Origin of the sequence: Enterobacter sp. JS8-1 (assembly GCF_049187015.1) — a bacterium.
Taxonomy (GTDB): domain Bacteria; phylum Pseudomonadota; class Gammaproteobacteria; order Enterobacterales; family Enterobacteriaceae; genus Enterobacter; species Enterobacter mori.
In genome coordinates, this window is sequence record NZ_CP185805.1 from 3,712,853 (window position 1) to 3,737,320 (window position 24,468).

The 24,468-nt window shown below is 56.7% G+C and carries 24 protein-coding genes and 5 tRNA genes; 9 read left to right on the forward strand and 20 right to left on the reverse strand.

The features are described from left to right. Positions 1-96 precede the first annotated feature (96 nt). From mprA to leuA, 4 genes are all read left to right on the forward strand, one after another. Entirely contained in the window at positions 97-627 is a 531-nt protein-coding gene (mprA, locus tag ACOQH0_RS17625) for a transcriptional repressor MprA (protein ID WP_089601288.1), read from the forward strand. Between the two features lie 128 nt (positions 628-755). Further along, the gene (gene emrA / locus ACOQH0_RS17630) at positions 756-1,928 is read left to right on the forward strand and encodes a multidrug efflux MFS transporter periplasmic adaptor subunit EmrA (RefSeq protein ID WP_420985390.1); all 1,173 of its coding nucleotides are present in this window, start codon (positions 756-758) and stop codon (positions 1,926-1,928) included. Between the two features lie 16 nt (positions 1,929-1,944). Beyond that, positions 1,945-3,492 carry a multidrug efflux MFS transporter permease subunit EmrB gene (emrB, locus tag ACOQH0_RS17635; RefSeq protein WP_089601284.1) on the forward strand — a complete coding sequence of 516 codons (1,548 nt, stop codon included), beginning with the start codon at positions 1,945-1,947 and terminating at the stop codon, positions 3,490-3,492. Between the two features lie 197 nt (positions 3,493-3,689). After that, positions 3,690-5,345, forward strand: a complete 1,656-nt coding sequence (leuA, locus tag ACOQH0_RS17640) for a 2-isopropylmalate synthase (RefSeq protein WP_421510907.1) — start codon at positions 3,690-3,692, stop codon at positions 5,343-5,345. On the opposite strand, the gene ACOQH0_RS17645 is transcribed toward leuA, so the two are convergent. The 20 genes from ACOQH0_RS17645 to mltB all read right to left on the reverse strand — a co-directional run bounded on the left by ACOQH0_RS17645 (position 5,332) and on the right by mltB (position 21,070). Continuing rightward, a complete protein-coding gene (locus tag ACOQH0_RS17645; RefSeq protein ID WP_421510908.1) occupies positions 5,332-6,096 on the reverse strand; it encodes an AraC family transcriptional regulator in 765 nt (254 codons plus the stop codon). The two genes, leuA and ACOQH0_RS17645, sit on opposite strands and share 14 nt — an antisense overlap. Positions 6,097-6,150: 54 nt before the next feature. Then, positions 6,151-6,666, reverse strand: coding sequence for an S-ribosylhomocysteine lyase (luxS, locus tag ACOQH0_RS17650; protein ID WP_010434381.1), 516 nt, complete (start codon positions 6,664-6,666; stop codon positions 6,151-6,153). A 154-nt stretch (positions 6,667-6,820) separates the two neighbouring features. Next, positions 6,821-8,365, reverse strand: coding sequence for a glutamate--cysteine ligase (gene gshA / locus ACOQH0_RS17655; protein WP_421510909.1), 1,545 nt, complete (start codon positions 8,363-8,365; stop codon positions 6,821-6,823). 83 nt (positions 8,366-8,448) lie between these two features. Beyond that, positions 8,449-8,877 carry a YqaA family protein gene (locus tag ACOQH0_RS17660; protein WP_421510910.1) on the reverse strand — a complete coding sequence of 143 codons (429 nt, stop codon included), beginning with the start codon at positions 8,875-8,877 and terminating at the stop codon, positions 8,449-8,451. Continuing rightward, positions 8,874-9,440, reverse strand: a complete 567-nt coding sequence (gene yqaB, locus ACOQH0_RS17665) for a fructose-1-phosphate/6-phosphogluconate phosphatase (protein WP_126817646.1) — start codon at positions 9,438-9,440, stop codon at positions 8,874-8,876. Before yqaB ends, ACOQH0_RS17660 begins: the two co-directional genes overlap by 4 nt. A gap of 125 nt (positions 9,441-9,565) precedes the next feature. Beyond that, positions 9,566-9,642: transfer RNA gene (locus ACOQH0_RS17670), tRNA-Arg, on the reverse strand. A gap of 28 nt (positions 9,643-9,670) precedes the next feature. Then, positions 9,671-9,747: transfer RNA gene (locus tag ACOQH0_RS17675), tRNA-Arg, on the reverse strand. Positions 9,748-9,776: 29 nt separating this feature from the next. Then, positions 9,777-9,853 (reverse strand) — tRNA-Arg (locus ACOQH0_RS17680). A gap of 64 nt (positions 9,854-9,917) precedes the next feature. Beyond that, positions 9,918-9,994: transfer RNA gene (locus ACOQH0_RS17685), tRNA-Arg, on the reverse strand. A 4-nt stretch (positions 9,995-9,998) separates the two neighbouring features. After that, a tRNA-Ser gene (locus tag ACOQH0_RS17690) sits at positions 9,999-10,091 on the reverse strand. 342 nt (positions 10,092-10,433) lie between these two features. Then, positions 10,434-10,619, reverse strand: a complete 186-nt coding sequence (csrA, locus tag ACOQH0_RS17695) for a carbon storage regulator CsrA (protein ID WP_000906486.1) — start codon at positions 10,617-10,619, stop codon at positions 10,434-10,436. A 241-nt stretch (positions 10,620-10,860) separates the two neighbouring features. Then, complete coding sequence (gene alaS, locus ACOQH0_RS17700) at positions 10,861-13,488, reverse strand: alanine--tRNA ligase (protein ID WP_303569099.1); 2,628 nt, start codon at positions 13,486-13,488, stop codon at positions 10,861-10,863. A 131-nt stretch (positions 13,489-13,619) separates the two neighbouring features. Then, entirely contained in the window at positions 13,620-14,120 is a 501-nt protein-coding gene (recX, locus tag ACOQH0_RS17705; RefSeq protein WP_010434398.1) for a recombination regulator RecX, read from the reverse strand. Positions 14,121-14,188: 68 nt separating this feature from the next. After that, a complete protein-coding gene (gene recA / locus ACOQH0_RS17710) occupies positions 14,189-15,247 on the reverse strand; it encodes a recombinase RecA (protein WP_028014189.1) in 1,059 nt (352 codons plus the stop codon). A gap of 89 nt (positions 15,248-15,336) precedes the next feature. Further along, entirely contained in the window at positions 15,337-15,834 is a 498-nt protein-coding gene (gene pncC, locus ACOQH0_RS17715) for a nicotinamide-nucleotide amidase (RefSeq protein ID WP_042713547.1), read from the reverse strand. A 129-nt stretch (positions 15,835-15,963) separates the two neighbouring features. After that, positions 15,964-16,842: a metal ABC transporter substrate-binding protein gene (locus tag ACOQH0_RS17720; protein WP_089601272.1), complete on the reverse strand. Its 879-nt coding sequence runs from the start codon at positions 16,840-16,842 to the stop codon at positions 15,964-15,966. Between the two features lie 14 nt (positions 16,843-16,856). After that, a complete protein-coding gene (locus ACOQH0_RS17725; protein WP_256459014.1) occupies positions 16,857-17,717 on the reverse strand; it encodes a metal ABC transporter permease in 861 nt (286 codons plus the stop codon). Next, on the reverse strand, positions 17,714-18,367 hold the full coding sequence (locus ACOQH0_RS17730; protein WP_421510911.1) for a metal ABC transporter ATP-binding protein: 654 nt from the start codon (positions 18,365-18,367) through the stop codon (positions 17,714-17,716). The genes ACOQH0_RS17725 and ACOQH0_RS17730 overlap by 4 nt, the downstream gene beginning before the upstream one ends. Before the next feature lie 275 nt (positions 18,368-18,642). Next, positions 18,643-19,785: an IS481 family transposase gene (locus tag ACOQH0_RS17735; protein ID WP_421510610.1), complete on the reverse strand. Its 1,143-nt coding sequence runs from the start codon at positions 19,783-19,785 to the stop codon at positions 18,643-18,645. A 184-nt stretch (positions 19,786-19,969) separates the two neighbouring features. Beyond that, the gene (gene mltB, locus ACOQH0_RS17740; RefSeq protein ID WP_174340992.1) at positions 19,970-21,070 is read right to left on the reverse strand and encodes a lytic murein transglycosylase B; all 1,101 of its coding nucleotides are present in this window, start codon (positions 21,068-21,070) and stop codon (positions 19,970-19,972) included. 251 nt (positions 21,071-21,321) lie between these two features. Here mltB and srlA point away from each other — a divergent pair, with 251 nt between their 5' ends. The 5 genes from srlA to gutM all read left to right on the forward strand — a co-directional run bounded on the left by srlA (position 21,322) and on the right by gutM (position 24,437). After that, positions 21,322-21,885 (forward strand): PTS glucitol/sorbitol transporter subunit IIC, encoded by a 564-nt coding sequence (gene srlA, locus ACOQH0_RS17745; protein WP_023333189.1) that lies wholly within the window; start codon positions 21,322-21,324, stop codon positions 21,883-21,885. Further along, positions 21,882-22,841, forward strand: a complete 960-nt coding sequence (gene srlE, locus ACOQH0_RS17750; protein ID WP_063144185.1) for a PTS glucitol/sorbitol transporter subunit IIB — start codon at positions 21,882-21,884, stop codon at positions 22,839-22,841. The genes srlA and srlE overlap by 4 nt, the downstream gene beginning before the upstream one ends. Before the next feature lie 12 nt (positions 22,842-22,853). Next, positions 22,854-23,216 carry a PTS glucitol/sorbitol transporter subunit IIA gene (gene srlB / locus ACOQH0_RS17755; RefSeq protein WP_089601265.1) on the forward strand — a complete coding sequence of 121 codons (363 nt, stop codon included), beginning with the start codon at positions 22,854-22,856 and terminating at the stop codon, positions 23,214-23,216. A 14-nt stretch (positions 23,217-23,230) separates the two neighbouring features. Next, positions 23,231-24,010 (forward strand): sorbitol-6-phosphate dehydrogenase, encoded by a 780-nt coding sequence (gene srlD, locus ACOQH0_RS17760; protein WP_047348067.1) that lies wholly within the window; start codon positions 23,231-23,233, stop codon positions 24,008-24,010. A gap of 67 nt (positions 24,011-24,077) precedes the next feature. Further along, a complete protein-coding gene (gene gutM / locus ACOQH0_RS17765) occupies positions 24,078-24,437 on the forward strand; it encodes a transcriptional regulator GutM (protein ID WP_010434428.1) in 360 nt (119 codons plus the stop codon). Positions 24,438-24,468: the final 31 nt, after the last annotated feature.

A 24,468-nucleotide genomic window follows, 5' to 3' on the forward strand; every position in this document is an offset into this window, starting at 1 on the left:
CATACGTTTGGCGGATATAACCGCACAAATAATTCATTTACATTATTTGTCACTGTCGTTACTATATCGGCTGTAATTAATGAGGTTATGCCCAAAATGGATAGTTCGTTTACGCCCATTGAACAAATGCTTAAATTCCGCGCCAGTCGTCATGAGGACTTCCCTTATCAGGAAATCCTGCTGACTCGCCTGTGCATGCACATGCAGGGTAAGTTGCTGGAAAATCGTAATAAAATGCTGAAAGCTCAAGGGATTAACGAGACGTTGTTTATGGCGTTAATTACGCTGCAGTCTCAGGAAAACCACAGCATTCAGCCGTCTGAGCTGAGCTGCGCGCTGGGTTCATCCCGCACCAATGCAACCCGTATCGCTGATGAACTGGAAAAACGCGGCTGGATTGAGCGCCGTGAAAGCGACAACGACCGCCGCTGTCTGCATCTGCAACTGACCGATAAAGGTCACGAATTCCTGCGTGAGGTGCTGCCACCTCAGCACAATTGCCTGCACAAACTCTGGTCTGTCCTCAGCACCGCCGAGCGCGACCAGCTTGAGCACATCACTCGCAAACTGCTCACCCGTCTGGACCAGATGGATGAAGACGGCGCCATTCTTGAGGCGCTGCGCTAACGCGACGACACGCTCGAATATCCTGATTTAAAAAAGAAAACTGACAGGCCAGCACGTCACACTGCTGGCCTTTCTGACAACAGGTCGGCTCAGCCGATGTGAAAATAAGAAGATCGTGGAGAACAACAATGAGCGCAAATGCGGAGAATACCAACCCGCAGCAACCGGCCAACAAGAAAGGCAAACGTAAGAGCGCCCTTCTTCTGTTGACCTTGCTCTTTATTATTATTGCCGTGGCATATGGGATCTATTGGTTTTTAGTATTGCGTCATGCTGAAGAGACTGATGATGCATACGTGGCAGGGAACCAGGTTCAAATTATGGCGCAGGTGTCGGGCAGCGTGACGAAAGTCTGGGCTGACAATACCGACTTTGTGCAAAAAGGGGATGTGCTGGTCACGCTCGATCCGACCGACGCCCAACAGGCATTCGAAAAAGCACAGACAGAGCTGGCCTCCAGCGTCCGTCAAACTCGCCAGCTGATGATCAACAGCAAACAGCTTCAGGCCAGCATCGACGTGCAGAAAACCGCACTGGCGCAGGCGCAGAGCGACCTCAATCGTCGTGTTCCTCTCGGCACCGCCAACCTGATTGGCCGTGAAGAGCTGCAGCACGCCCGCGACGCCGTTGCCAGCGCGCAAGCTCAGCTGGACGTGGCGATCCAACAGTACAACGCCAACCAGGCGATGGTGCTGGGCACCAGTCTGGAAAACCAGCCAGCCGTTAAGCAGGCGGCGACCGAAGTGCGTAACGCATGGCTTGCCCTGCAGCGTACCAAAATCGTCAGCCCGATGACCGGCTACGTCTCCCGTCGTTCCGTCCAGCCAGGGGCACAAATTAGCCCAACCACGCCGCTGATGGCGGTCGTTCCTGCGAACAATCTGTGGGTGGATGCGAACTTCAAAGAGACGCAGCTTGCGCATATGCGTATCGGCCAGACCGCGACCGTTATCAGCGACATCTATGGCGATGACGTGAAGTACACCGGTAAAGTGGTCGGTCTGGACATGGGGACCGGCAGCGCCTTCTCCCTGCTGCCTGCGCAGAACGCCACCGGTAACTGGATCAAAGTGGTGCAGCGTCTGCCGGTGCGTATCGAGCTGGATGCCAAACAGCTGGCGGATCACCCGCTGCGTATCGGTCTTTCCACGCTGGTGACGGTCGATACCGCCAACCGCGACGGTCAGATCCTCGCAAGCCAGGTGCGCAGCAGCCCGGCTTATGAAAGTAACGCCCGTGAAATTAGCCTCGATCCGGTCAACAAGCTGATCGATGACATCGTGAAGGCAAACGCCGGTTAATCCGAAGGTGAGCGTTATGCAACAGCAAAAGCCGCAAAAACCGCTGGAAGGCGCGCAGCTGGTTATTATGACCATTGCGCTGTCTCTGGCGACATTCATGCAGGTGCTGGACTCCACCATCGCAAACGTGGCGATCCCGACTATCGCCGGGAACCTTGGCTCATCGCTGAGCCAGGGAACCTGGGTCATTACCTCGTTCGGGGTGGCAAACGCCATCTCCATTCCGATTACCGGCTGGCTGGCGAAGCGCGTCGGTGAAGTGAAGCTGTTCCTGTGGTCAACGGTATTGTTCGTTCTCGCCTCCTGGGCGTGCGGCATGTCCAACAGCCTGACGATGCTGATTTTCTTCCGCGTCATTCAGGGGATTGTGGCAGGGCCGTTGATTCCGCTGTCGCAGAGTTTACTGCTGAACAACTACCCGCCCGCCAAACGCTCCATTGCGCTGGCGCTGTGGTCAATGACCGTAATTGTCGCGCCGATTTGCGGACCGATTCTCGGTGGCTACATCAGCGATAACTACCACTGGGGCTGGATCTTCTTTATCAACGTACCGATTGGTGCGCTGGTCGTGTTGATGACCCTGCAGTCTCTGCGCGGTCGCGAAACGCGTACCGAGCAGCGGCGAATTGATGGCGTGGGGCTGGCGTTGCTGGTCGTCGGCATTGGTAGCCTGCAGATCATGCTCGACCGGGGTAAAGAGCTGGACTGGTTTGCCTCGTCGGAAATCATCGTCCTCACGGTCGTTGCCGTGGTCGCTATCAGCTTCCTGATTGTGTGGGAACTGACGGACGACAACCCGATAGTTGACCTGTCGCTGTTTAAGTCGCGAAACTTCACCATCGGCTGTCTGTGTATCAGCCTCGCCTATATGCTCTACTTCGGCGCGATCGTTCTGCTACCGCAGCTATTGCAGGAGGTATATGGCTATACTGCGACCTGGGCGGGGCTGGCCTCTGCGCCTGTGGGGTTAATACCGGTTCTGCTGTCGCCGATTATTGGTCGTTTCGCCCATAAGCTCGACATGCGCAGGCTGGTCACGTTCAGCTTCATCATGTACGCCGTCTGCTTCTACTGGCGCGCGTATACGTTCGAACCGGGAATGGACTTTGGCGCGTCCGCGTGGCCGCAGTTTATTCAGGGCTTTGCCGTGGCGTGCTTCTTTATGCCACTGACCACCATTACGCTTTCCGGCTTACCGCCTGAGCGCATGGCGGCGGCATCGAGCCTGTCGAACTTTACCCGAACGCTGGCGGGCTCCATCGGGACGTCGATCACCACGACGCTGTGGACCAACCGGGAATCATTGCACCATGCGCAGTTGACCGAAGCAGTGAACCCGTTCAACCCGAATGCTCAGCAGATGTATAGCCAGCTGGAGGGAATGGGGATGACGGAGCAACAGGCGTCCGGCTGGATTGCTCAGCAGATCACCAACCAGGGGCTGATTATCTCGGCAAACGAGATTTTCTGGATATCGGCGGGGATCTTTATCGTCCTGCTGGGGCTGGTGTGGTTTGCTAAACCCCCGTTTGGCGCCGGTAGCGGCGGCGGCGGTGCGCACTAGTCCTGTGCGCAGGATGCCGGGTGGCGGCTACGCCTTACCCGGCCTACGATAACCGGGCCATCATTCGTAGGCCCGGTAAGCGTAGCGCCACCGGGCAACCGCCCCGGCTGTCCAGTACGCGACAGCAATTGTCAGTTTCGATAAAGCAGCGCGCCTGAAATCGATTCACGATAGTGAAAAGACAACAGGAGCGCATCATGCTGAACACACCCGCCGACAAGTACCAACCTTATCCCACGCTTTCCCTGCCTGACCGCCGCTGGCCGGAGCAACGCATCACCCGCGCGCCGCGCTGGCTCTCAACCGACTTACGCGACGGCAACCAGGCGCTTGCCGAGCCGATGGACAGCGCACGCAAGCTGCAGTTCTGGAACCTGCTGCTGGGCTGCGGATTCAAAGAGATTGAGGTGGCCTTCCCGTCCGCCTCCCAGACCGACTTCAATTTTGTGCGTCAGCTGATTGAAGAAAACCGCATTCCGGATGACGTCACGATTCAGGTGTTAACCCAGGCGCGGGAAGATCTCATCCGTCGCACTTTTGAATCCCTGCGCGGTGCGAAACAGGCCACCGTCCATCTGTATAACGCCACCGCCCCGCTGTTCCGCCGCCTGGTGTTCGGCATGGAGAAAGCGCAAGTCGTCGAGCTGGCAACGCGCGCCACGCGCCTTATTCGTCAGCTGTGTGAAGAGAACCCGGATACCCGCTGGCAGTACGAGTACTCCCCGGAGACCTTCTGCTTTACCGAACCGGAGTTTGCGCTGGAGATTTGTGAAGCGGTGGCGGAGATCTGGCAGCCGTGCGATGTGCGGCCAATGGTGATTAATTTACCCGCTACCGTCGAAGTGAGCACGCCTAACGTCTACGCCGATCAGATCGAGTATTTCTGCCGCCACTTCAGCCGCCGCCGCGATGTCTGCATCAGCGTGCATCCGCATAACGACCGCGGCACCGGCGTCGCCAGCGCGGAGCTGGCCATGATGGCAGGCGCAGATCGCGTGGAGGGCTGCCTGTTTGGCAACGGTGAGCGCACGGGCAACGTCTGCCTGGTGACGCTGGCGATGAATCTTTACAGCCAGGGCGTTAGCCCGAATCTGGACTTTAGCGATATGAACCGGGTGGTGGAAGTGGTGGAAGCCTGTAACCAGCTGCCTGTGCACCCGCGCCATCCGTGGGCGGGGCGGCTGGCGTATACCGCCTTCTCAGGCTCGCACCAGGACGCGATCAAAAAAGGTTTTGATGCCCGTCAGCCTGGCGAGCGCTGGGAGATGCCCTATCTGCCCGTCGATCCGCAGGATATCGGCTGTACCTATGAAGCGGTGATCCGCGTGAACAGCCAGTCGGGCAAAAGCGGCAGCGCGTGGCTCATCGAACAGAACCATGGCCTGAAATTACCCCGCGCCCTGCAGCAGGATTTCAGCCAGCACGTGCAGCAGGAAACCGATCGCCACGGGAAAGAGATGACGCAGAATGCGCTGTGGCAGCTGTTCCGCACCCGCTACGGCCTGATAGCGACACCGCAGTATGCACTGCAATCCTACCGCAGCGACAGCCAGCAGGATGGCCAGCTGCACTTAACGGCAAGCATCTATACGCAGGGCGGAACGCGCCAGCTTGAGGGTCAGGGTAACGGTCTGCTTTCTGCCGCCGCTCAGGGCTTAAGCCGCTGGGTCAACGCCCCATTCGTGATTAAGGATTACCACGAGCATACGTTAGGCGAACGCAGCGACAGCCGCTCGGTGGCCTACATCCGCTGCCTGTTCCAGGACGGCAGCAGCCGCTGGGGCGTGGGCATTGACAGCGACGTGGCGCGCGCGTCGCTTCAGGCGCTGTTCAACTCCGTCAGTCGTTCTTAAAGTAATCGCTGGGTGAAGTTCCCATCACCCGGCGAAACATCGCCGTAAAGGCGCTGTGACTGCCGTAACCCAGATCCAGCGCCACACGCAGCACCGGCTGGCCCTGCGCCAGCCGCACTAAGGCTTCCAGCAGGCGCGCCCTTCTTACCCACTCACCGTAGCTTAATCCCGTTTGCTGCTGAAAATGGCGGTTCAGGGTACGCTCACTCATTCCTACCAGGCTCGCGGCCTGCGCGCTGCTCCAGCTTTCCCCTGCGTTTTGCCGGATTTGCAGACACAGATGACGTAATGCTTCACTTTCTGGCTCCGGCAGATAAAACGGCAATGCCGGCATCATGCGGATTTCATCGAGGATCAGCTCATAGATCCGTTCATCGCGGCTGCCGGGTGAGTACGATTCAGGTAAAGCAAGGGAGACGAGGATCAGCTCGCGCAACAGCGGTGAGATCTGCACGATCTGGCAGGTGGCCGGGAGATCGGCGCGCGCCAGCGGATCGATAAACAGCGTGCGGGCTGCGACATTGCCGGTGATTCGAAGAGAGTGCTGTGTCCCCGCAGGGAGCCAGACGCCGCGACCGGGCGGCACCACCCAGCAGCCGGATGCGGTATCGACCCGCACCACGCCAGTCAGGCTGTGCAACAGCTGAGCGCAGTCGTGCTGGTGCCACGGCTCGCTGTCGCCGTGAACGTAATCATGGGCAAACGGAACGAGGGGGCGATGGGTAAAGGAGAAAGTAGAGGTTGTGGTCATGGGGTTAAACCACCCTCACCCTACCCTCTCCCTGAGGGAGAGGGAAAAGGTGCACTAGATGTGCAGTTCCTGCAGTTTTTCTTTTGGCAGGGCCAGCTCGTCGTTGCTGTTCACGCGAACGTCACGCTCGATGATGTGGCGCGCGATTTCCTGCGCTTCTTCCAGAGAGTGCATCTGGTAAGTCCCGCACTGGTAAACGTTCAGCTCAGGGATCTGGTTCTGCTCTTTCACCTTCAGCACGTCTTCCATCGCCGCTTTCCACGCATCTGCAACGCGCGTCTCGTCAGGCACACCAATCAGGCTCATGTAGAAACCGGTACGGCAGCCCATCGGAGAGATATCGATGATCTCAACGCCGTTGCCGTTCAGGTGGTCGCGCATGAAACCGGCGAACAGGTGCTCCAGCGTGTGAATACCTTTCTCTGGCATCACTTCTTTATTTGGCACGCAGAAACGCAGATCGAAAACGGTGATCGTGTCGCCGTGCGGGGTGTGCATGGTCTTCGCCACGCGGACTGCAGGTGCTTCCATACGGGTATGGTCGACAGTAAAGCTATCTAATAACGGCATACGTCACCTCCGATAGTGATTTTTTTTAAAATAAACTGAACTCTTCTACAGAATGCGCGTCTGAGTATATGAAAGACGCGCATTTGTTATCATCATCCCTGAATTCAGAGATGTATATTTTGGCCACAGCGATGTGGCCTTTTTCTTTTTCAGCTCAAGCCTGCTTCGCCAGAAACGCCTCAAACGACTCGGTATCCGCCGCTTCAACCTCTTTCTGACGCACGACGGACGCATCGCGTTCCGCCACAAAATCCGCTTCGCTCAGCACTTCTAACGGCTCCTGCATCAGCATCTCACGGTACTCCGCTGAGAGTGAACGCCCCGTGCCGCCAATGCCCTGATCAATCATAGAACGCAGAATGCGTGCTGAGAACGTCAGTTCAGGATTATCAAAGCTTTCAACCAGCTGGTCGCAAACGGCCTGATACGCTTCACCACCGTATACGCTGTCCATCGTCTGTGCCACGCGCTTCAGGTCGTGGAACAGATCTTTACCCACCTTAGCGAGCGGGAACTGTGCCGTTTCACAGCCGATGCCTAACGTCAGGCCAGGCTTGCGCCCTTCCAGAATCACGCGATTCCAGTTGGTGCGGGTACAAAGCAGTTCGTCTGAACTCATTTCCGGCGCATCCGCCAGCACGCACCAGACCATAAACAGATCGAGGAAGCGAACCTGCTGCTCGTCGACGCCAATCGGCGAGAACGGGTTGATATCCAGCGAGCGTACTTCAATGTATTCAATCCCGCCGCGCTGCAGCGCGTCCGACGGCGTTTCACCGCTGCGGGTAACACGTTTTGGACGAATCGGCGCATACAGCTCGTTTTCAATCTGCAGCACATTACTGTTGATTTGCAGGAGCTTGCCGTCTTTTTCGAGGCCGATTTTCTCGTACTCTTCCGACGGGGTTTTGATCGCCCGCTTCAATCCTGCCACATACTCGTGCAAATCGTTAAACGTAATACCGAGATTGCTTTGCGATTTATTGGTATAGCCAAGGTCGCTCAGGCGCAGAGAGGTCGCGTACGGCAGGTAATACATTCCGCATTCGGTCTTCTCGAACGGCAGCGTGGTCGGTTTTCCCTGCAGGAAGGAAGAACAGATCGCCGGAGAAGCACCAAACAGATACGGAATGATCCAGCCAAAACGATAGTAGTTGCGGATCAGGCGGAAGTAGCCCGCTGAGATCGCGTCTTTATCGGTTTCGCCGCATTTTGCCTGCCAGAACGCCATTGGCAGTGAGAAGTTGTAATGCACGCCTGAAATCGTCTGCATTAACGCGCCGTAGCGGTTTTTCAACCCTTCGCGATACAGCGTCTTCAGTTGACCGATATTGGACGTGCCGTATTGTGCCAGCTCAATCTCCTGCCCCTGCTCGATATAGCACGGCATGCTGAGCGGCCACATGCGCTCATCGCCCATGTTACGGGCAGTAAAGCGATGAATGTCACGCAAAATGGAAAGCATATGATCAACATCACCTTCCACCGGCGTGATGAATTCCAGCAGCGCCTCAGCAAAATCGGTTGTGATCCATTTATGTGTCAGCGCCGAGCCTAACGCCTTCGGGTGACCCGTCGTCGCTAAGCTACCGTCCGCGTTAACGCGCAGCGTTTCACGCTCAAGACCACGCTGAATACCCTTCAGAGCCTGAGGGTGGTTTTCCAGCCAGGCCAGCGCCTGAGATACGTCCGGGATCAAATTGACCTCCCGCCTGTCAAAGTAATGTTACTCAGCATAATTGTAATGGTTGACGATTGAAGGTCGCGTATTCATTCCACCAATTAGTGCCACCACGTCATACCCTGTAGTGTTGCCCACGCCACGAGAACATAGCGCAACGCCTTGCCAAGGCACAAAAAAAAGAGCACCGGTCCCCAGGAGATGCGCATCCATCCCGCCAGCAGACACAGTAAATCGCCTATTACAGGCATCCAGCTTAATAACAGCGTGGCAGCGCCATAGCGTTTTAGCCAGCCGACTGCCTTTTCCTGCCAGCGCAACTTTTCGCGCAGCGGAAAGAAACGCCCAAGAATAACGTTAGTCAGCCCCCCAAGGCTATTACCCATTGTTGCTATTAATACGAGCAACCAGGGCTGACTCACGCCGGACAACAGCATCGCCACCAGTACCACTTCCGAATTTCCCGGTAACAGCGTGGCGCTTAAAAAACTGCTGGCGAATAATGAGGCGAGTGACAGCGCGTCACTCACAGTAAGCGCACATCCACCGCGTCCATTCCGGCATCACGCGCGGCCTGGATACCGAAATCGGCATCTTCAAACACAACGCATTTTGCCGCCGGGACGCCCATTAACTCTGCACAGAGCAGGAAGGTGTCCGGTGCGGGCTTGTGATGTTTAACATGATCGGCGGCAACCACGGCAGAAAAATAGTGGCGAAGGCCAAGATGGTTGAGTAATGCTTCAGCAATCGCACTTTCGCTGCCTGTTCCTACCGACATCGGGCGACGCCCGTGCCACTCTTTTACCACGTCAATCAGCGGCAGAGGGCGTACGGTATCTAAAAGCATGGCTTTGACCGCATCGGTTTTTTCGCGCGCGAGCTGGTACGGGTCGAGATCGGCCTGATTCAGTTCAATCACGGCCTGCGCAATACGCCAGGTGGGGGATCCGTTGAGGGCAATCATCGCCTGAAGGTCGAAACGCATACCGTAGCGGCCCAGAACGTCAGTCCAGGCTTTACGATGCGTAGGTTCGGTATCCAGGAGAGTGCCATCCATATCGAAGATCAAACCGTCATACTGTGCGTACATCGTGCTCTCGCTAACCGATTAACAAAGCATTACTTTATCGTAAATGGTGGTTTTTGTCGCTGATTGCGAAGTGATAACTACGAGAGTGATTAAGAACTAAACATCGAAGGGAATAACAGAAGAGATGGTGCATCCGGGAGGATTCGAACCTCCGACCGCTCGGTTCGTAGCCGAGTACTCTATCCAGCTGAGCTACGGATGCATCGGGAAATGCTTTTAGAAACAGTAAATGGTGCATCCGGGAGGATTCGAACCTCCGACCGCTCGGTTCGTAGCCGAGTACTCTATCCAGCTGAGCTACGGATGCATCAGGGAACTGCTTTCAGAAATAGTAAATGGTGCATCCGGGAGGATTCGAACCTCCGACCGCTCGGTTCGTAGCCGAGTACTCTATCCAGCTGAGCTACGGATGCATCGGGATTTACTACTGTACTGCTCGATATTCATATCACTTCTAAAGCAATATGAAGTAATAGATGGTGCATCCGGGAGGATTCGAACCTCCGACCGCTCGGTTCGTAGCCGAGTACTCTATCCAGCTGAGCTACGGATGCAAAATGGCGGTGAGGCGGGGATTCGAACCCCGGATGCAGCTTTTGACCGCATACTCCCTTAGCAGGGGAGCGCCTTCAGCCTCTCGGCCACCTCACCACACAACGCCTCTTTCGAGTGCTTCGAGTAACTCGTTAAGAGCTTCTCGTCGCTGCGTGGCGCATATATTACTTTCTGGGACTTATAAGTCAAACAATTTTCCACAACCTTTTATCGTTTGCACAAATCGCACGCAATTCGCATGTAAAAGCCGCAAAGAGGGTGTTTTATAAGCGGATTTTGCAGACATCTTCACAGAAAACTCTTGTGAGAAACACGCAGTCAGGACGAGATAAGAGTGAGGGAGTGGTTAAAAACAGAGCGATTGAAATAGAACGGTAACTTTATGCAGGAAAAATGGCAGGAGGGTTGCGTCTCGCCCGACAGCGAGACGCGACAATATCAGTAACTGGACTGCTGGGATTTTTCAGCCTGGATACGCTGGTAGATCTCTTCACGGTGGACAGATACTTCTTTAGGAGCGTTAACACCAATACGTACCTGGTTACCCTTTACCCCTAAAACTGTCACGGTGACCTCATCCCCAATCATGAGGGTCTCACCAACTCGACGAGTCAGAATCAGCATTCTTTGCTCCTTGAAAGATTAAAAGAGTCGGGTCTCTTGTATCCCGGCATTATCCATCATATAACGCCAAAAAGTAAGCGATGACAAACACGTAAAGTGTAAGCAGTCACGGCATCACATTCTGTTAAACGTAAGTTTAGCCGATATACACAAACTCAACCTGACTTTATCGTTATCGATAGCGCAGTGAACAAGACGCCATAACGTTACCGCTATGGCGTCTGCTTGTGCTTTGTAGTTATTACAGTTTCGCGCTTACCCAGCTTTCAACGCTGGCCAATGCCGCAGGAAGTGCCGCCGCATCCGTACCACCGGCTTGCGCCATGTCCGGACGACCGCCACCTTTGCCACCCACCTGCTGGGCGACCATACCAATCAGTTCCCCTGCTTTGACGCGGTCGGTCACATCCTTAGAGACGCCCGCAATCAGAGAAACCTTACCTTCTGCCACTGTCGCCAGCACGATAACGGTAGAACCAAGCTGGTTCTTGAGATCGTCGACCATAGTGCGCAGCATCTTAGGCTCAACGCCCGCCAGATCGCTGACCAGCAGTTTGACGCCCTTAATGTCTACAGCCTTGCTGGAGAGGTTTGCACTCTCCTGCGCCGCAGCCTGCTCTTTCAGCTGCTGCAGCTCTTTTTCCAGCTGACGCGTGCGATCCAGCGCAACGCGCACTTTCTCGCCCAGGTTCTGGCTATCGCCTTTCAGCAGCTGCGCGATGTCGTGCAGCTGATCGCTCTGCGCATGCAGGCTGGCGATTGCGCCTTCACCGGTCACCGCTTCAATACGACGCACACCTGCCGCCGTACCTGATTCGGAAACAATGCGGAACAGGCCGATGTCACCGGTGCGCGATGCGTGCGTACCGCCACACAGCTCGGTAGAGAAGTCGCCCATGCTCAGCACGCGAACGCGGTCGTCATATTTCTCGCCAAACAGCGCCATCGCACCTTTTTTCTTCGCGTCCTCGAGCTCCATGATGTGAGTCTCGATTGGCAGGTTACGACGGATCTGCGCGTTCACCAGATCTTCCACTGCGCGGATTTCAGACGGTTTCATCGCTTCAAAATGCGAGAAGTCGAAACGCAGCACTTTGTCGTTAACCAGAGAACCTTTCTGTGCAACGTGGGTACCCAGCACGTCGCGCAGGGCAGCGTGCATCAGGTGGGTTGCAGAGTGGTTCAGACGAATGCGCGCGCGGCGTGCTTCATCAACGTTAGCCTGTACGCCCTCGCCCACTTTCAGAGAACCGGAAACCAGTTTGCCCTGATGACCAATCGCCTGACCGTATTTCTGGGTGTCGCTGACGCTGAAGCTAAAGCCGCTGCCTTTCAGCTCGCCCTTATCGCCAACCTGGCCGCCGGATTCCGCGTAGAACGGCGTTTTGTCCAGAATGACAACCGCATCCTGACCCGCGCTGATGCTGTCCACGGCTTTACCGTCAACAAACAGGGCGGTCACTTTGCCGGTCAGTTCCAATGCTTCATAGCCTTTGAATTCTGATGCGCCATCAACGCGGATCATCGCGTTATAGTCTGCGCCGAAACCACTGGATTCACGCGCACGACGACGCTGTTCTTCCATCGCGGCTTCGAAGCCCGCTTCGTCAACTTTGATGTTGCGCTCGCGGCAGACGTCTGCCGTCAGGTCAACCGGGAAGCCGTAGGTGTCGTACAGGCGGAAAGCGGTTTCGCCATCCAGCGTGTCGCCTTTAAGCTTCGCCAGCTCTTCGTCCAGCAGCGCCAGACCGCGCTCAAGCGTACGCGCAAACTGCTCTTCTTCGGTTTTCAGTACCTGTTCGACCTGCGCCTGCTGGCGTTTCAGCTCATCACCGGCAGCACCCATCACGCCAATCAGTGGCCCAACGAGTTTATAGAAGAAGGTGTCCTTCGCGCCCAGCATGTTGCCGTGACGGATGGCACGACGAATGATACGACGCAGCACGTAGCCACGGTTTTCATTCGACGGGATAACGCCATCGGCAATCAGGAATGCGCAGGAACGAATGTGGTCTGCGATAACGCGCAGCGATTTGTTGCTGAGGTCGGTCGCACCGGTCACTTCTGCGACGGACTTGATCAGCGTGCTGAACAGGTCGATGTCATAGTTGGAGTTAACGTGCTGCAGCACTGCGGCAATACGTTCCAGACCCATACCGGTATCAACGGACGGCTTCGGCAGCGGCTCCATGGTACCGTCAGCCTGACGGTTGAACTGCATGAAGACGATGTTCCAGATCTCAATGTAGCGGTCGCCATCTTCTTCAGCGCTTCCCGGAGGGCCGCCCCAGATGTGGTCGCCGTGATCGTAGAAGATCTCGGTGCACGGACCGCAAGGACCGGTATCACCCATCTGCCAGAAGTTGTCAGACGCATAAGGTGCGCCTTTATTATCGCCGATGCGAATAATACGTTCGCGCGGGATACCGACTTCTTTTTCCCAGATTTCGAACGCTTCGTCATCGGTTTCGTAAACGGTAACCCACAGACGCTCTTTCGGCAGGTTGAACCAGTTTTCACCGGTCAGCAGTTCCCATGCGTACTGGATAGCATCGTGTTTGAAGTAGTCGCCGAAGCTGAAGTTACCCAGCATTTCGAAGAAAGTATGGTGACGCGCGGTGTAACCGACGTTTTCCAGGTCGTTGTGTTTACCGCCCGCACGCACGCAACGCTGTGAGGTTGTGGCGCGGGAATAATTACGCTTGTCGAGACCAAGGAAAACATCCTTGAACTGGTTCATCCCGGCGTTGGTAAACAGCAGAGTCGGATCATTGTTCGGTACCAGGGAGCTGCTGGCAACAACCTGGTGTCCCTTACTATGGAAAAAGTCGAGAAACGCCTGACGGATCTCAGCGGTGCTCTTGCTCATAATTATCCTGAAATCAAGCTAACGAAATGTCGCAGCAGGTCTGTATCGGTAAACCGTTGGACAGACCAGCTACTGGAAAAAGTGGGAATAAGATAAGTTTTCTTGGGTGGGAAGTAAAATCCCGCATGCGTTCAATCGGCAAAATTACGCCAGATATCCTGAATATCTTCCATCAGAAAGCCGCGGTAGAGCAAAAAGCGTTGGATTTTGACTTTTTCTGAAAATTCACGCGGCAGCGGTTCGCCGTATTTCCGAATCGCCTGTTCTTTTGCCAATTCGCACCAGTCGGTATCGCATTCGCGCATCGCTTTTTCAATCGATTCACGGGCAACCCCTTTCTGGTTCAACTCCTGCCGAATGCGCGCGGGCCCGTATCCTTTGCGACCACGGCTGGCGAGAAAGCGGGAAGCAAAGCGCTCGTCGTCAAGATAGTGATGCTCATAGCACCAGGCGATCACGCGGTCGTAATCTTCTGCTGTGGCATCAATGTCTTCCGGTCCGTTTTTGCTCATCACGGGTGCAGACAGTTTTCGCCGTAGCTCTTGTTCGCTGTGGTCACGCACGGCAAGGATGCGCACCGCGCGGTCCAGCAAGCGCGCGTAGGCGGGTCGTCGTGATGTGGATTCACTCATAAAAAACCTGCAGATTCAGAAATGCAAAAAGGGCCGCATCAGCAGCCCTTCATCTTTACACGAGAGACTTAAAAGTCTTCGTTGGTTTCTTCAGCATCCGCGGCGTCCACCACGAAATCAGGTTTGGAGTCCTGGTTATTCAGCAGAAGCTCACGCACCTTCTTCTCAATCTCTTTCGCTGCAGCCGGGTTCTCTTTCAGCCAGGAGATAGCATTCGCTTTACCCTGACCAATCTTGTCACCGTTGTAGCTGTACCATGCGCCCGCTTTTTCAATCAGCTTTTCTTTCACGCCCAGGTCAACCAGCTCGCCGAGGAAGTTGATGCCTTCGCCGTAGAGGATCTGGAACTCAGCCTGTTTAAACGGCGCGGCGATTTTGTTCTTCACAACCTTCACGCGGGTTTCGCTACCGACCACGTTCTCGCCCTCTTTCACCGCGCCGATACGGCGGATATCCAGACGGACAGAGGCGTAGAATTTCAGGGCGTTACCACCGGTAGTGGTTTCCGGGTTACCGAACATCACACCAATTTTCATACGGATCTGGTTGATGAAGATCAGCAGCGTGTTGGACTGCTTCAGGTTACCGGCCAGCTTACGCATCGCCTGGCTCATCATACGTGCCGCGAGGCCCATGTGAGAGTCACCGATTTCACCTTCGATTTCCGCTTTTGGCGTCAGTGCCGCAACGGAGTCGACGATGATCACGTCAACCGCACCAGAACGCGCCAGCGCGTCACAAATTTCCAGTGCCTGCTCGCCGGTATCCGGCTGGGAACACAGCAGGTTGTCGATATCAACACCCAGTTTACGGGCATAGACAGGGTCCAGCGCGTGCTCAGCATCGATAAACGCACAGGTTTTACCTTCGCGCTGCGCCGCTGCAACAACCTGCAGGGTCAGGGTGGTTTTACCCGAGGATTCCGGTCCGTAGATTTCTACGATACGGCCCATCGGCAAACCGCCAGCGCCCAATGCGATATCCAGAGAAAGCGAACCGGTGGAGATAGTTTCCACGTCCATGGAACGGTCTTCACCCAGGCGCATGATGGAGCCTTTACCGAATTGCTTTTCGATCTGGCCCAGTGCTGCCGCCAACGCTTTCTGTTTGTTCTCGTCGATAGCCATTATTACTCCTGTCATGCCGGGAGAAGCGACTGCGCTTCACCGTGGATTTCTGTTCTGTTGGTGCAATTATACTGTATGGTCATACAGTATCAAGTATTTTGTAGAAATTGTTGCCAGAGCGTTTTCAATGCGTATTCCGTTGCCTGCCGACGTACGCTTTCGCGGTCGCCGCTGAAGCACTCCCGGCGGGTGATCCCCTCGCCTTTGGCGGTGGCAAAACCAAACCAGACGGTGCCGACAGGCTTCACGTCGCTGCCGCCGTCCGGGCCTGCGATGCCGCTTATGGAAATCGCGTAATCTGCCCGCGCCTCTTTCAGCGCGCCAATGGCCATCTCAATCACCACCGGTTCGCTCACCGCGCCATGCTGTTCGAGCGTCGATTCACGCACGCCAATCATCTGTGCTTTAGCTTCGTTACTGTAGGTCACAAAACCGCGTTCAAACCAGGCGGAACTCCCGGCAATGTCGGTAATCACTTTGGCAACCCAACCGCCAGTACAGGACTCTGCCGTTGTGAGGGTCGCACCACGCTGTTTAAGCGCCAACCCTACCACTTCGCTAAGCTGCATCAATTCATGGTCAGTCATTCTCGCTCCAGGCTTCGGAAAAACGTGCAGCACAAGATAGCACTTTCTCGTTAGATATGGGGATGCGCTTGCGGTTTTACGAGGGAGCTTCAGAAAAAAGCCGATGCAGGCGCACCGGCTCTGGGCATGTTATTTCATGCTGTTCGCAATCGTATCGACATTGTGACGAAACGCCTTAACGTAGGTGTCTGCTACGCCGCCTTTTGACGACAGTGCTTCCGGGTAGAGTTCGCCGCCCGGCTGCGCACCCGTGGCGCTGGCAATCTGTTTCACCAGTCGCGGGTCAAGCTGGTTTTCCATAAACCAGGTTTTTACGCCGTCGGCTTTAATCTGATTAATGATCTCAGCCACCTGCGCCGCACTGGCCTCGCTCTCTGACGACAGCCCCTGCGGGGCCATAAACGTTACGCCGTAGGCGCGGCTGAAATAGCCGAACGCATCATGGCTGGTCAGCACCTTGCGCTTATCCTTCGGGATCGCGCTAAAACGCGTTTTGGCCCAGCTGTCCAGCTGGTTAAGCTGTGCGATATAGGGTTTTCCGGAAGCTTCCAGCGCAGCTTTATCTTCCGGGTCAGCTTTCACCAGCCCGTCCAGAATATTTTGTGCATACAGCGCCCCGTTCGCCGCGCTGTTCCATGCGTGCGGATCGGTCACGGTTTTGCCCTCTTCCTCAAGCGTGTGGGTTTTCACCCCGGTCGATGCCACCACCAGTTGGCCTTTAAATCCTGAGGCCTTCACCAGCCGGTCAAGCCAGCCCTCCAGCCCCAGGCCGTTGACCACAACCACATCGGCCTTATTCAGCGCCGCGCTGTCTTTCGGTGACGGTTCGAAGGTATGCGGGTCGCCGTCCGGCCCTACCAGCGTCGTCACTTTCACGTGGTCTCCTCCCACTTCCTGAGTCATGTCACCCAATATTGAAAAACTGGTCACCACGTTGAGCGTTTTCGCCATCACACCGTGCGACATCATCCCCAGCGCGAGCGCCACAGCTAACCCTGTACGTTTCATCATTTCCCCTTGCGTTAAAAAAGCGCCCGCAGGCTGCCAGCCAGCCTGCTGCGCGTACCAAATAAAACAGAGATAAAGAACAGCGCGCTGGCGGTGAGCACGATGGATGGCCCCGCAGGCAAACTCACCGCCCAGGAAAGGCTGAGCCCGAGCCACGCACAGAAAATACCGCTGATGCCCGCCATCAATAACAACCCGGGTAACGTGCGTACCCAGCAGCGTGCTGCCACCGCGGGGAGCATCATCAGCCCGACGGCCATCAGCGTGCCAAGCACCTGAAATCCGGCCACCAGATTAAGCACCAGCAGCGCCAGAAACAGTCCATGCAATAAGCCAGGTAACCCGCGAGCATTCACCTGCAGCCAGGCGGTATCAAAGGCCTCTGTCACCAGCCCGCGATAGAAAATCGCCAGCGTGATAAGCGTGACGATGCATACGCCGGTGACGAACAGCGCGGCGTCGTTGTCCACCGCAAGAATGGAGCCAAACAGCAGATGCAGTAGATCGACGTTCGAGCCGCGCAGCGAGACCAGCGTGACGCCCAGCGCCAGCGACCCAAGATAGAAACCGGCAAAGCTGGCATCTTCTTTGAGCGGCGTGCGGCGGCTGACCAGACCGGCCACCAGCGCCACGGTAATTCCCGCGATAAAACCGCCAATACTCATCGCCAGCAGCGACATTCCGCTGAGCAAATACCCCACGGCGACACCCGGCAAAATGGCGTGAGAAAGCGCATCCCCCATCAGGCTCATCCGACGCAGTTGAAGAAACACGCCGAGCGCGGTGGTGCTGACGGAGAGCGCCAGGCAAACCACCAGCGCGCGGCGCATAAACCCGTATTCGATAAACGGCTGGAAAAATGTATGCCAGATCATGCCACCCTCACCCGTTCGGTTTTCCACTGGGGAACGTCAGCATCCAGCCGTAAGGTTTGCGGGAAGTGGCGCGACACGCGCTCGCTGTCGTGTAAAACCGCGAGCAGCGTTTGCCCCTGCATATACATCTCCAGCATCAGGTCCATCAGCACGTTGCAGGTGGCTTCATCGACCCCGGTAAAGGGCTCATCCAGCATCACCAGCGGCGCCTGCTGCACCAGTACGCGGGCAAACAGCATGCGCTGAAACTGGCCACCGGAGAGTTCATCGATGGTGGATAACGCCATGGATCCCAGCCCGACGCGCTCAAGCGTGCTGGCAATCCGCAACCGCGTCTCGCGACGAAAACCGGTAAAAAGCGATATGCGCGGCCAGCAGCCCATGCTTACCACGTCCTGTACGGTCAGCGGAAACTGTGCCTCCAGCGCGTGACGCTGTGCCAGCCAGCCGATTACCGGGCGCTTAACCTGCCAGCGGAAGCCGCCGCTGACTGGAGGAATAAACCCCGCCAGCGTTTTCAGCAGCGTCGATTTCCCGCAGCCGTTAGCGCCGATAATGGCGGTCATGCTCCCCCGTTCGATCCCCCCCGAAAGAGGATGCGTAACGGGCTGGCGGTCATAGCCCGCGACCAGTTCGTTCATCACGATCATGGCAATGCCACCGCCCAGCGCACGGCCAGCCCGATAAAGACAACAAGCACCAGCGCCAGCAACAGCCGAACCAGAGCAGACAGAGAAAAAAGGGACGTTGACATTTTGACACCAAATTAAATGTTATAACATAACAATAATGAAAGGCGGTTAAGATGTAAATGGCGGGTTTGAAAAGGGAGTGTGGCGAAATGTTTCTGCAAAATTCCCCTCTCCCGTGGGTGTACGGTCCGGGGACATGGTAGACAGGTGTTCGGGGACATGGTGAACACTTTTTAACATCCTTTACCCATGGTGATCGACTTTTTCTTCAGGTCGATCACCCCCACTTTCGTGCTGTACCACCACACCTCGTAGCTGCCGTCTTCCTGCGTCTCCTTCAGCCCGACCCGTTCTCCCCTGAACGCCTTGCCTGCGCTCAGACTTACCCCTTTCACGCTCAGCTTTCCGCTGATATCCACTTTCCTGACCATCACGCCCTCGTCGTATTCCGGGGGCGTGGTGTTGCCGCTGTATTGTCGTGCAGACGGCTTATACCGCGAGCCCGGTACCGCCATATCCAGCGCCTCATGCGGGCGTTCAAGGTTGTACACCGTCCGCCAGTGGTCGAAGGCGCGCTGCAGTTCACCCTCGCTCGCGAACCACTTGCCCTGCAGCACTTCCGCCTTCAGGCTGCGGTGAAAACGCTCCAGCTTGCCCTGCGTCTGCGGATGATAAGGCCGGGAATGCCCCACCCGGATACCGTGGCGCATCAGCCACAGCTCCAGCGCCGTCCAGGTGCCGGTGGTGTCTCCCCACGGTGAGCCGTTGTCCATCGTCATCCGGTCCGGCAGGCCGTAACGTTCAAACACGCTGACCAGTTGCTGCTGCACGGTCTCGCGCCGTTCATCGGTACAGTGCGCCAGGCACAGGGAAAAACGGGAATGGTCGTCCAGGAGGGTGAGCGGATGGCAGCGGCCACCGCCAAAGGGAAAGTGGCCCTTAAAGTCCATCTGCCAGAGGCGGTTCGGCGCGTCGTGTTCGAAGCGTCCCGTGGCGGGAATGCCCGGTGAAGTGCCCGGCAGCAGGCCGTGACGGGCCATCAGGTTATGGACGGTGCTGAAGGCGGGCATGGTGTGCCCCTGGTCTTCGAGCCAGCGCTTTATCTTGCGTGCGCCCCAGCGTTGATGGCGGTCATGGGCCATACGCAGCAGGGCAGTGATGTCGTCAGATGAGCGGTTCGGGGAATGGTGCGGTATGCGCGGGCGGTCCTGAAGGCCGGCAGCCCCTTCCTCCGCCCAGCGGCGAAGCCACTTGTAGCCGGTGGCCGGTGAAATGCCGAAGCGACGGCAGAGGGAACGGATGTTCGCCCCGTCCTGCGAGGCGAACAAAACAAACTCGGTACGTAATGACATGGTATCTCTCGCATCCCAGGGCATAAGCGACTCCATAAACGGGTTCTTATGCCTTAGTTGTAAGTGTCTACCATGTCCCCGAACAAGTGTTCACTATGTCCCCGGACCGTACATGGGAGAGGGTCAGGGTGAGGGCATCAGGCCGCACCGTGCATGCAGCCATGCCGGGTGGCGACGTTGCCTTACCCGGCCTACCCGTCAGAATGACTTACTGACTAAACGGTGACGCCGCCGGGACGCGAGCCTGAGACACCGCCAGCCCCAGCTGCCACACCGCCATTGCGTAGTGGGTACTGTGGTTATAACGGGTAATGGTGTAGAAGTTCGGCATGCCGTACCAGTACTGATACCCGGTTCCCACGTCCAGACGCAGCAGGCTCACCTGCTCGACATTGCCCAGCGGCTGCGTTGGCGTTAAGCCTGCCGCCGTCAGCTGTGCAACGCTGTATTTAGTTTTGAAGCCGTTTTCCAGACCAAACGCCTCGCCGTTTGCCTGCACCGCAACTTGCCCACCCGGCGTCCAGCCGTGCGCTTTGAAGTAGTTCGCCACGCTGCCGATGGCATCCACCGGATCCCACAGGTTGATGTGACCATCACCGTTAAAGTCGACAGCATATTGCTTATAGGAAGACGGCATAAACTGACCGTAGCCCATCGCACCGGCAAACGACCCTTTCAGATCCAGCGGGTCGTCCTGTTCGCTGCGCGCCATCAGCAGGAAGGTTTCCAGCTCGGAAGAGAAGTACTCCGCGCGACGCGGGTAGTTAAAGGAGAGCGTCGCCAGCGCGTCCAGGATGCGGGTTTTACCCATCACGCGACCCCAGCGGGTTTCCACGCCGATAATCCCGACGATGATTTCAGGCGGTACGCCGTACACCTGCCACGCGCGGTTGAGCGCATCTTCATACTGATTCCAGAACACCACGCCGTTTTGCACGTTGTCCGGGGTAATAAACTGTTTGCGATAGCGCAGCCACGCGCCGTTTGGCCCGGTCGGCACCTGTGCCGTCGGTGCCTGGCGGTCCATCAGGCGCAGCACGTAATCCAGACGCTTGGCCTGCGACAAAATTTCGTGCAGCTGCTGTCTGTCAAAGCCGTGTTTGCTCACCATTTTATCGATGAACTGTTCGGCCGCCGGGTTATTGGCGAAGTCGCCGCCCATCTGCATCATATTATGCTGCGGCTCCAGCAGGAATCCTCCGGAAGGCGCACCCGCCGTTTGCTGAACGGCTTCGGTCTTAGGTTTGCTACTACAGGCAGACAGCAGAATAAGCGCAGGCAACAGCGCTGCATAACGACGCTTGAACATGAGACATCCATTTAACGGGTTCGATAAGAACCCAGTATGGTAAAGCATCCGCAACACCTCAAGGAAGCGGTACGCACTCCCCCAACGCAAATCCGCGTTTTTTTCCACCGAAAACCATTGACCTCATCAATAAACTTTCAAAATAATCTATTTTTCTTTCATTGTGAGATCTAACTAACACTTTAAAACCTTTCAAAGTGATTATTATTAGCCTGTCAGACAAAAACAAAAAAGCCCCACAGGAGAGAAGAATGATAGAAACCATCACCCACGGCGCCGAGTGGTTCATCGGGCTGTTTCAGAAAGGCGGAGAAGTGTTCACCGGTATGGTGACCGGGATCCTGCCCCTGCTGATCAGCCTGCTGGTGATCATGAACGCGTTGATCAACTTTATCGGCCAGCAGCGCATTGAACGCTTCGCCCAGCGCTGTGCCGGGAATCCGCTGTCCCGCTATCTGGTATTACCGTTCATCGGCACCTTCGTGTTCTGTAACCCGATGACCTTAAGCCTCGGCCGCTTCATGCCGGAAAAGTACAAGCCGAGCTATTACGCCGCCGCCTCCTACAGTTGCCACTCCATGAACGGCCTGTTCCCGCACATTAACCCCGGAGAGCTGTTTGTCTATCTCGGGATCGCCAGCGGTCTCACCACCCTTGGCCTGCCGCTCGGCCCGCTGGCGGTGAGCTATCTGCTGGTCGGCCTGGTCACCAACTTCTTCCGCGGCTGGGTGACGGACCTCACCACCGCCATTTTTGAGAAAAAAATGGGCATCCAGCTTGAACAGAAAGTCCATCTTTCAGGAGCCACAGCATGAACCGGATCCGCATTGAGAAAGGCACGGGCGGCTGGGGCGGCCCGCTGGAGTTCGACGCCACCGAAGGCAAAAAGATCGTTTACATCACCGCGGGCACGCGCCCGGCGATCGTTGACAGGCTGCGCGAGCTGACCGGCTGGGAAGCGGTCGACGGCTTTAAGGAAGGCGAACCGCCGGAGGCGGAAATCGGTGTGGCGGTGATCGACTGCGGCGGCACGCTGCGCTGCGGTATCTATCCGAAGCGCCGAATTCCGACGGTGAATATTCACTCCACCGGAAAATCCGGCCCGCTGGCGCAGTACATCCTTGAGGACATTTACGTCTCAGGCGTGAAAGAGGACAACATCACGCTGGTGAATGGGACGCCTGCACCGCAAAAAGCGGCCCCGCGCGAGTACGACACCAGCAAGAAAATCACCGAGCAGAGCGACGGCCTGCTGGCGAAGGTCGGGATGGGCATGGGTTCCGCTGTGGCGGTGCTGTTCCAGTCCGGGCGCGACACCATCGACACGGTACTGAAAACCATCCTGCCCTTTATGGCGTTCGTCTCGGCGCTGATCGGCATCATCATGGCGTCCGGCCTGGGCGACTGGATTGCCCACGGCCTCGCCCCGCTCGCCAGCCACCCGCTCGGGCTGGTCACGCTGGCGCTGATCTGCTCCTTCCCGCTGCTGTCGCCGTTCCTCGGCCCGGGCGCGGTGATTGCCCAGGTCATCGGCGTGCTGATTGGCGTGCAGATTGGTCTGGGGAACATCCCTCCGCACCTCGCCCTGCCCGCCCTGTTTGCCATTAACGCCCAGGCAGCGTGCGACTTTATCCCCGTTGGGCTGTCGCTGGCCGAAGCGCGCCAGGACACCGTGCGCGTAGGCGTGCCGTCCGTGCTGGTGAGCCGCTTCCTGACGGGCGCGCCGACGGTGCTGATTGCCTGGTTTGTCTCCGGCTTTATTTATCAATAAGAGGTTCCTGCGATGACCGTGATTTACCAGACCACCATTACCCGCATCGGCCAGAGCGCAGCCGACGCGCTGAACGACCAGATGCTGATCACCTTCCGCGAAGGCGCCCCGGCAGATATCGAAGAGTTTTGTTTTATCCACTGCCACGGCGAGCTGAACGGTGAGCTGAAGGCAGGAAGCCAGCTGGAGCTGGGCGAAGCGCGCTATGCCGTCACCGCCGTTGGCGACGTGGCCGAGCAAAACCTGCGCGAGCTGGGCCACATCACCCTGCGTTTCGACGGCCAGCCGCAGGCAGAGTATCCCGGCACGGTTCACGTCGCGGGCCCGGTTCCGCAGGCTGTCACCCCAGGCTGCACGTTAAAATTTGTTGCGTAATTAAGGAGATACACATGAGTCAGGTTGCCGTTGTCATTGGTGGAGGACAAACCTTAGGCGAGTTCCTCTGCCGTGGGCTTGCCGCAGAAGGTTACCGCGTGGCGGTAGTGGACATTCAGAGTGAAAAAGCCGCCCGCGTAGCGGATACCATCAACACCGAGTTTGGCGAAGGGATGGCGTACGGGTTTGGTGCCGACGCCACCAGCGAGCAAAGCGTAATGGCGCTAGCCCGCGGCGTGGACGAGATTTTTGGACGTACCGATCTGCTGGTCTACAGCGCGGGGATTGCGAAAGCGGCCTTTATCAGCGATTTCGCGCTGGGGGATTTTGACCGCTCGCTGCAGGTAAACCTGGTGGGCTATTTCCTCTGCGCCCGCGAGTTTTCCCGTCTGATGATCCGCGACGGCATTCAGGGGCGCATCATTCAGATCAACTCAAAATCAGGGAAGGTAGGCAGCAAGCACAACTCCGGCTACAGCGCGGCGAAGTTTGGCGGCGTGGGGCTGACGCAGTCTCTGGCGCTGGATCTGGCTGAGTATGGCATTACCGTTCACTCGCTGATGCTGGGCAACCTGCTGAAATCGCCGATGTTCCAGTCCCTGCTGCCGCAGTATGCCACCAAGCTCGGTATCAAGGCTGAGGAAGTGGAGCAGTACTACATCGATAAAGTGCCGCTGAAGCGCGGGTGCGATTATCAGGACGTGCTGAACATGCTGCTGTTTTACGCCAGCCCCAAAGCCTCGTACTGCACCGGGCAGTCGATCAACGTGACCGGTGGGCAGGTCATGTTCTGATCGAGCAGCCTGATGCCCTCACCCTAACCCTCTCCCACCGGGAGAGGGAACAAAACAAGGAGTCAATATGGTAACCGCACTCATCACCGTCGCCGCCCTCGCCTGGCTGTGCCAGATGGCGTTTGGCGGCTGGCAGATCCACCAGTTTAACCGCGCGTTTGATGCCCTGTGTCAGAAAGGTCGAGTGGGCGTCGGACGTTCCGGCGGACGCTTCAAACCGCGCGTGGTCGTCGCCGTTGCGCTGGACGAAAACAATAACGTCTGCGATTCGCTCATCATGCGCGGCATGACCGTCTTCGCCCGGCCGGTGAAAATCCAGGCAATCAATGGCATTTCGCTGCAGGAATTACGGCCTGATGTGATCTTTCCCCATGATCCACTCTGTCAGAATGCACTATCATTAGCGCTTAATCTGAAACATGGATAATTTCGTTGTGAAAGCTATAGACTTGCGAAAT

Bases quoted from the DNA above. Each gene is read 5' to 3' on its own strand.
- ACOQH0_RS17735 (WP_421510610.1), bottom strand. From the start codon at position 19,785: ATGCCCTGGGATGCGAGAGATACCATGTCATTACGTACCGAGTTTGTT.
- csrA (WP_000906486.1), bottom strand. From the start codon at position 10,619: ATGCTGATTCTGACTCGTCGAGTTGGTGAGACCCTCATGATTGGGGAT.
- mltB (WP_174340992.1), bottom strand. From the start codon at position 21,070: ATGTTCAAGCGTCGTTATGCAGCGCTGTTGCCTGCGCTTATTCTGCTG.
- luxS (WP_010434381.1), bottom strand. From the start codon at position 6,666: ATGCCGTTATTAGATAGCTTTACTGTCGACCATACCCGTATGGAAGCA.
- srlA (WP_023333189.1), top strand. From the start codon at position 21,322: ATGATAGAAACCATCACCCACGGCGCCGAGTGGTTCATCGGGCTGTTT.
- ACOQH0_RS17645 (WP_421510908.1), bottom strand. From the start codon at position 6,096: ATGACCACAACCTCTACTTTCTCCTTTACCCATCGCCCCCTCGTTCCG.
- ACOQH0_RS17720 (WP_089601272.1), bottom strand. From the start codon at position 16,842: ATGAAACGTACAGGGTTAGCTGTGGCGCTCGCGCTGGGGATGATGTCG.
- recA (WP_028014189.1), bottom strand. From the start codon at position 15,247: ATGGCTATCGACGAGAACAAACAGAAAGCGTTGGCGGCAGCACTGGGC.
- leuA (WP_421510907.1), top strand. From the start codon at position 3,690: ATGCTGAACACACCCGCCGACAAGTACCAACCTTATCCCACGCTTTCC.
- gutM (WP_010434428.1), top strand. From the start codon at position 24,078: ATGGTAACCGCACTCATCACCGTCGCCGCCCTCGCCTGGCTGTGCCAG.
- emrB (WP_089601284.1), top strand. From the start codon at position 1,945: ATGCAACAGCAAAAGCCGCAAAAACCGCTGGAAGGCGCGCAGCTGGTT.
- ACOQH0_RS17730 (WP_421510911.1), bottom strand. From the start codon at position 18,367: ATGATCGTGATGAACGAACTGGTCGCGGGCTATGACCGCCAGCCCGTT.
- recX (WP_010434398.1), bottom strand. From the start codon at position 14,120: ATGAGTGAATCCACATCACGACGACCCGCCTACGCGCGCTTGCTGGAC.
- srlD (WP_047348067.1), top strand. From the start codon at position 23,231: ATGAGTCAGGTTGCCGTTGTCATTGGTGGAGGACAAACCTTAGGCGAG.
- alaS (WP_303569099.1), bottom strand. From the start codon at position 13,488: ATGAGCAAGAGCACCGCTGAGATCCGTCAGGCGTTTCTCGACTTTTTC.
- pncC (WP_042713547.1), bottom strand. From the start codon at position 15,834: ATGACTGACCATGAATTGATGCAGCTTAGCGAAGTGGTAGGGTTGGCG.
- srlE (WP_063144185.1), top strand. From the start codon at position 21,882: ATGAACCGGATCCGCATTGAGAAAGGCACGGGCGGCTGGGGCGGCCCG.
- ACOQH0_RS17725 (WP_256459014.1), bottom strand. From the start codon at position 17,717: ATGATCTGGCATACATTTTTCCAGCCGTTTATCGAATACGGGTTTATG.
- srlB (WP_089601265.1), top strand. From the start codon at position 22,854: ATGACCGTGATTTACCAGACCACCATTACCCGCATCGGCCAGAGCGCA.
- emrA (WP_420985390.1), top strand. From the start codon at position 756: ATGAGCGCAAATGCGGAGAATACCAACCCGCAGCAACCGGCCAACAAG.
- yqaB (WP_126817646.1), bottom strand. From the start codon at position 9,440: ATGTACGCACAGTATGACGGTTTGATCTTCGATATGGATGGCACTCTC.
- mprA (WP_089601288.1), top strand. From the start codon at position 97: ATGGATAGTTCGTTTACGCCCATTGAACAAATGCTTAAATTCCGCGCC.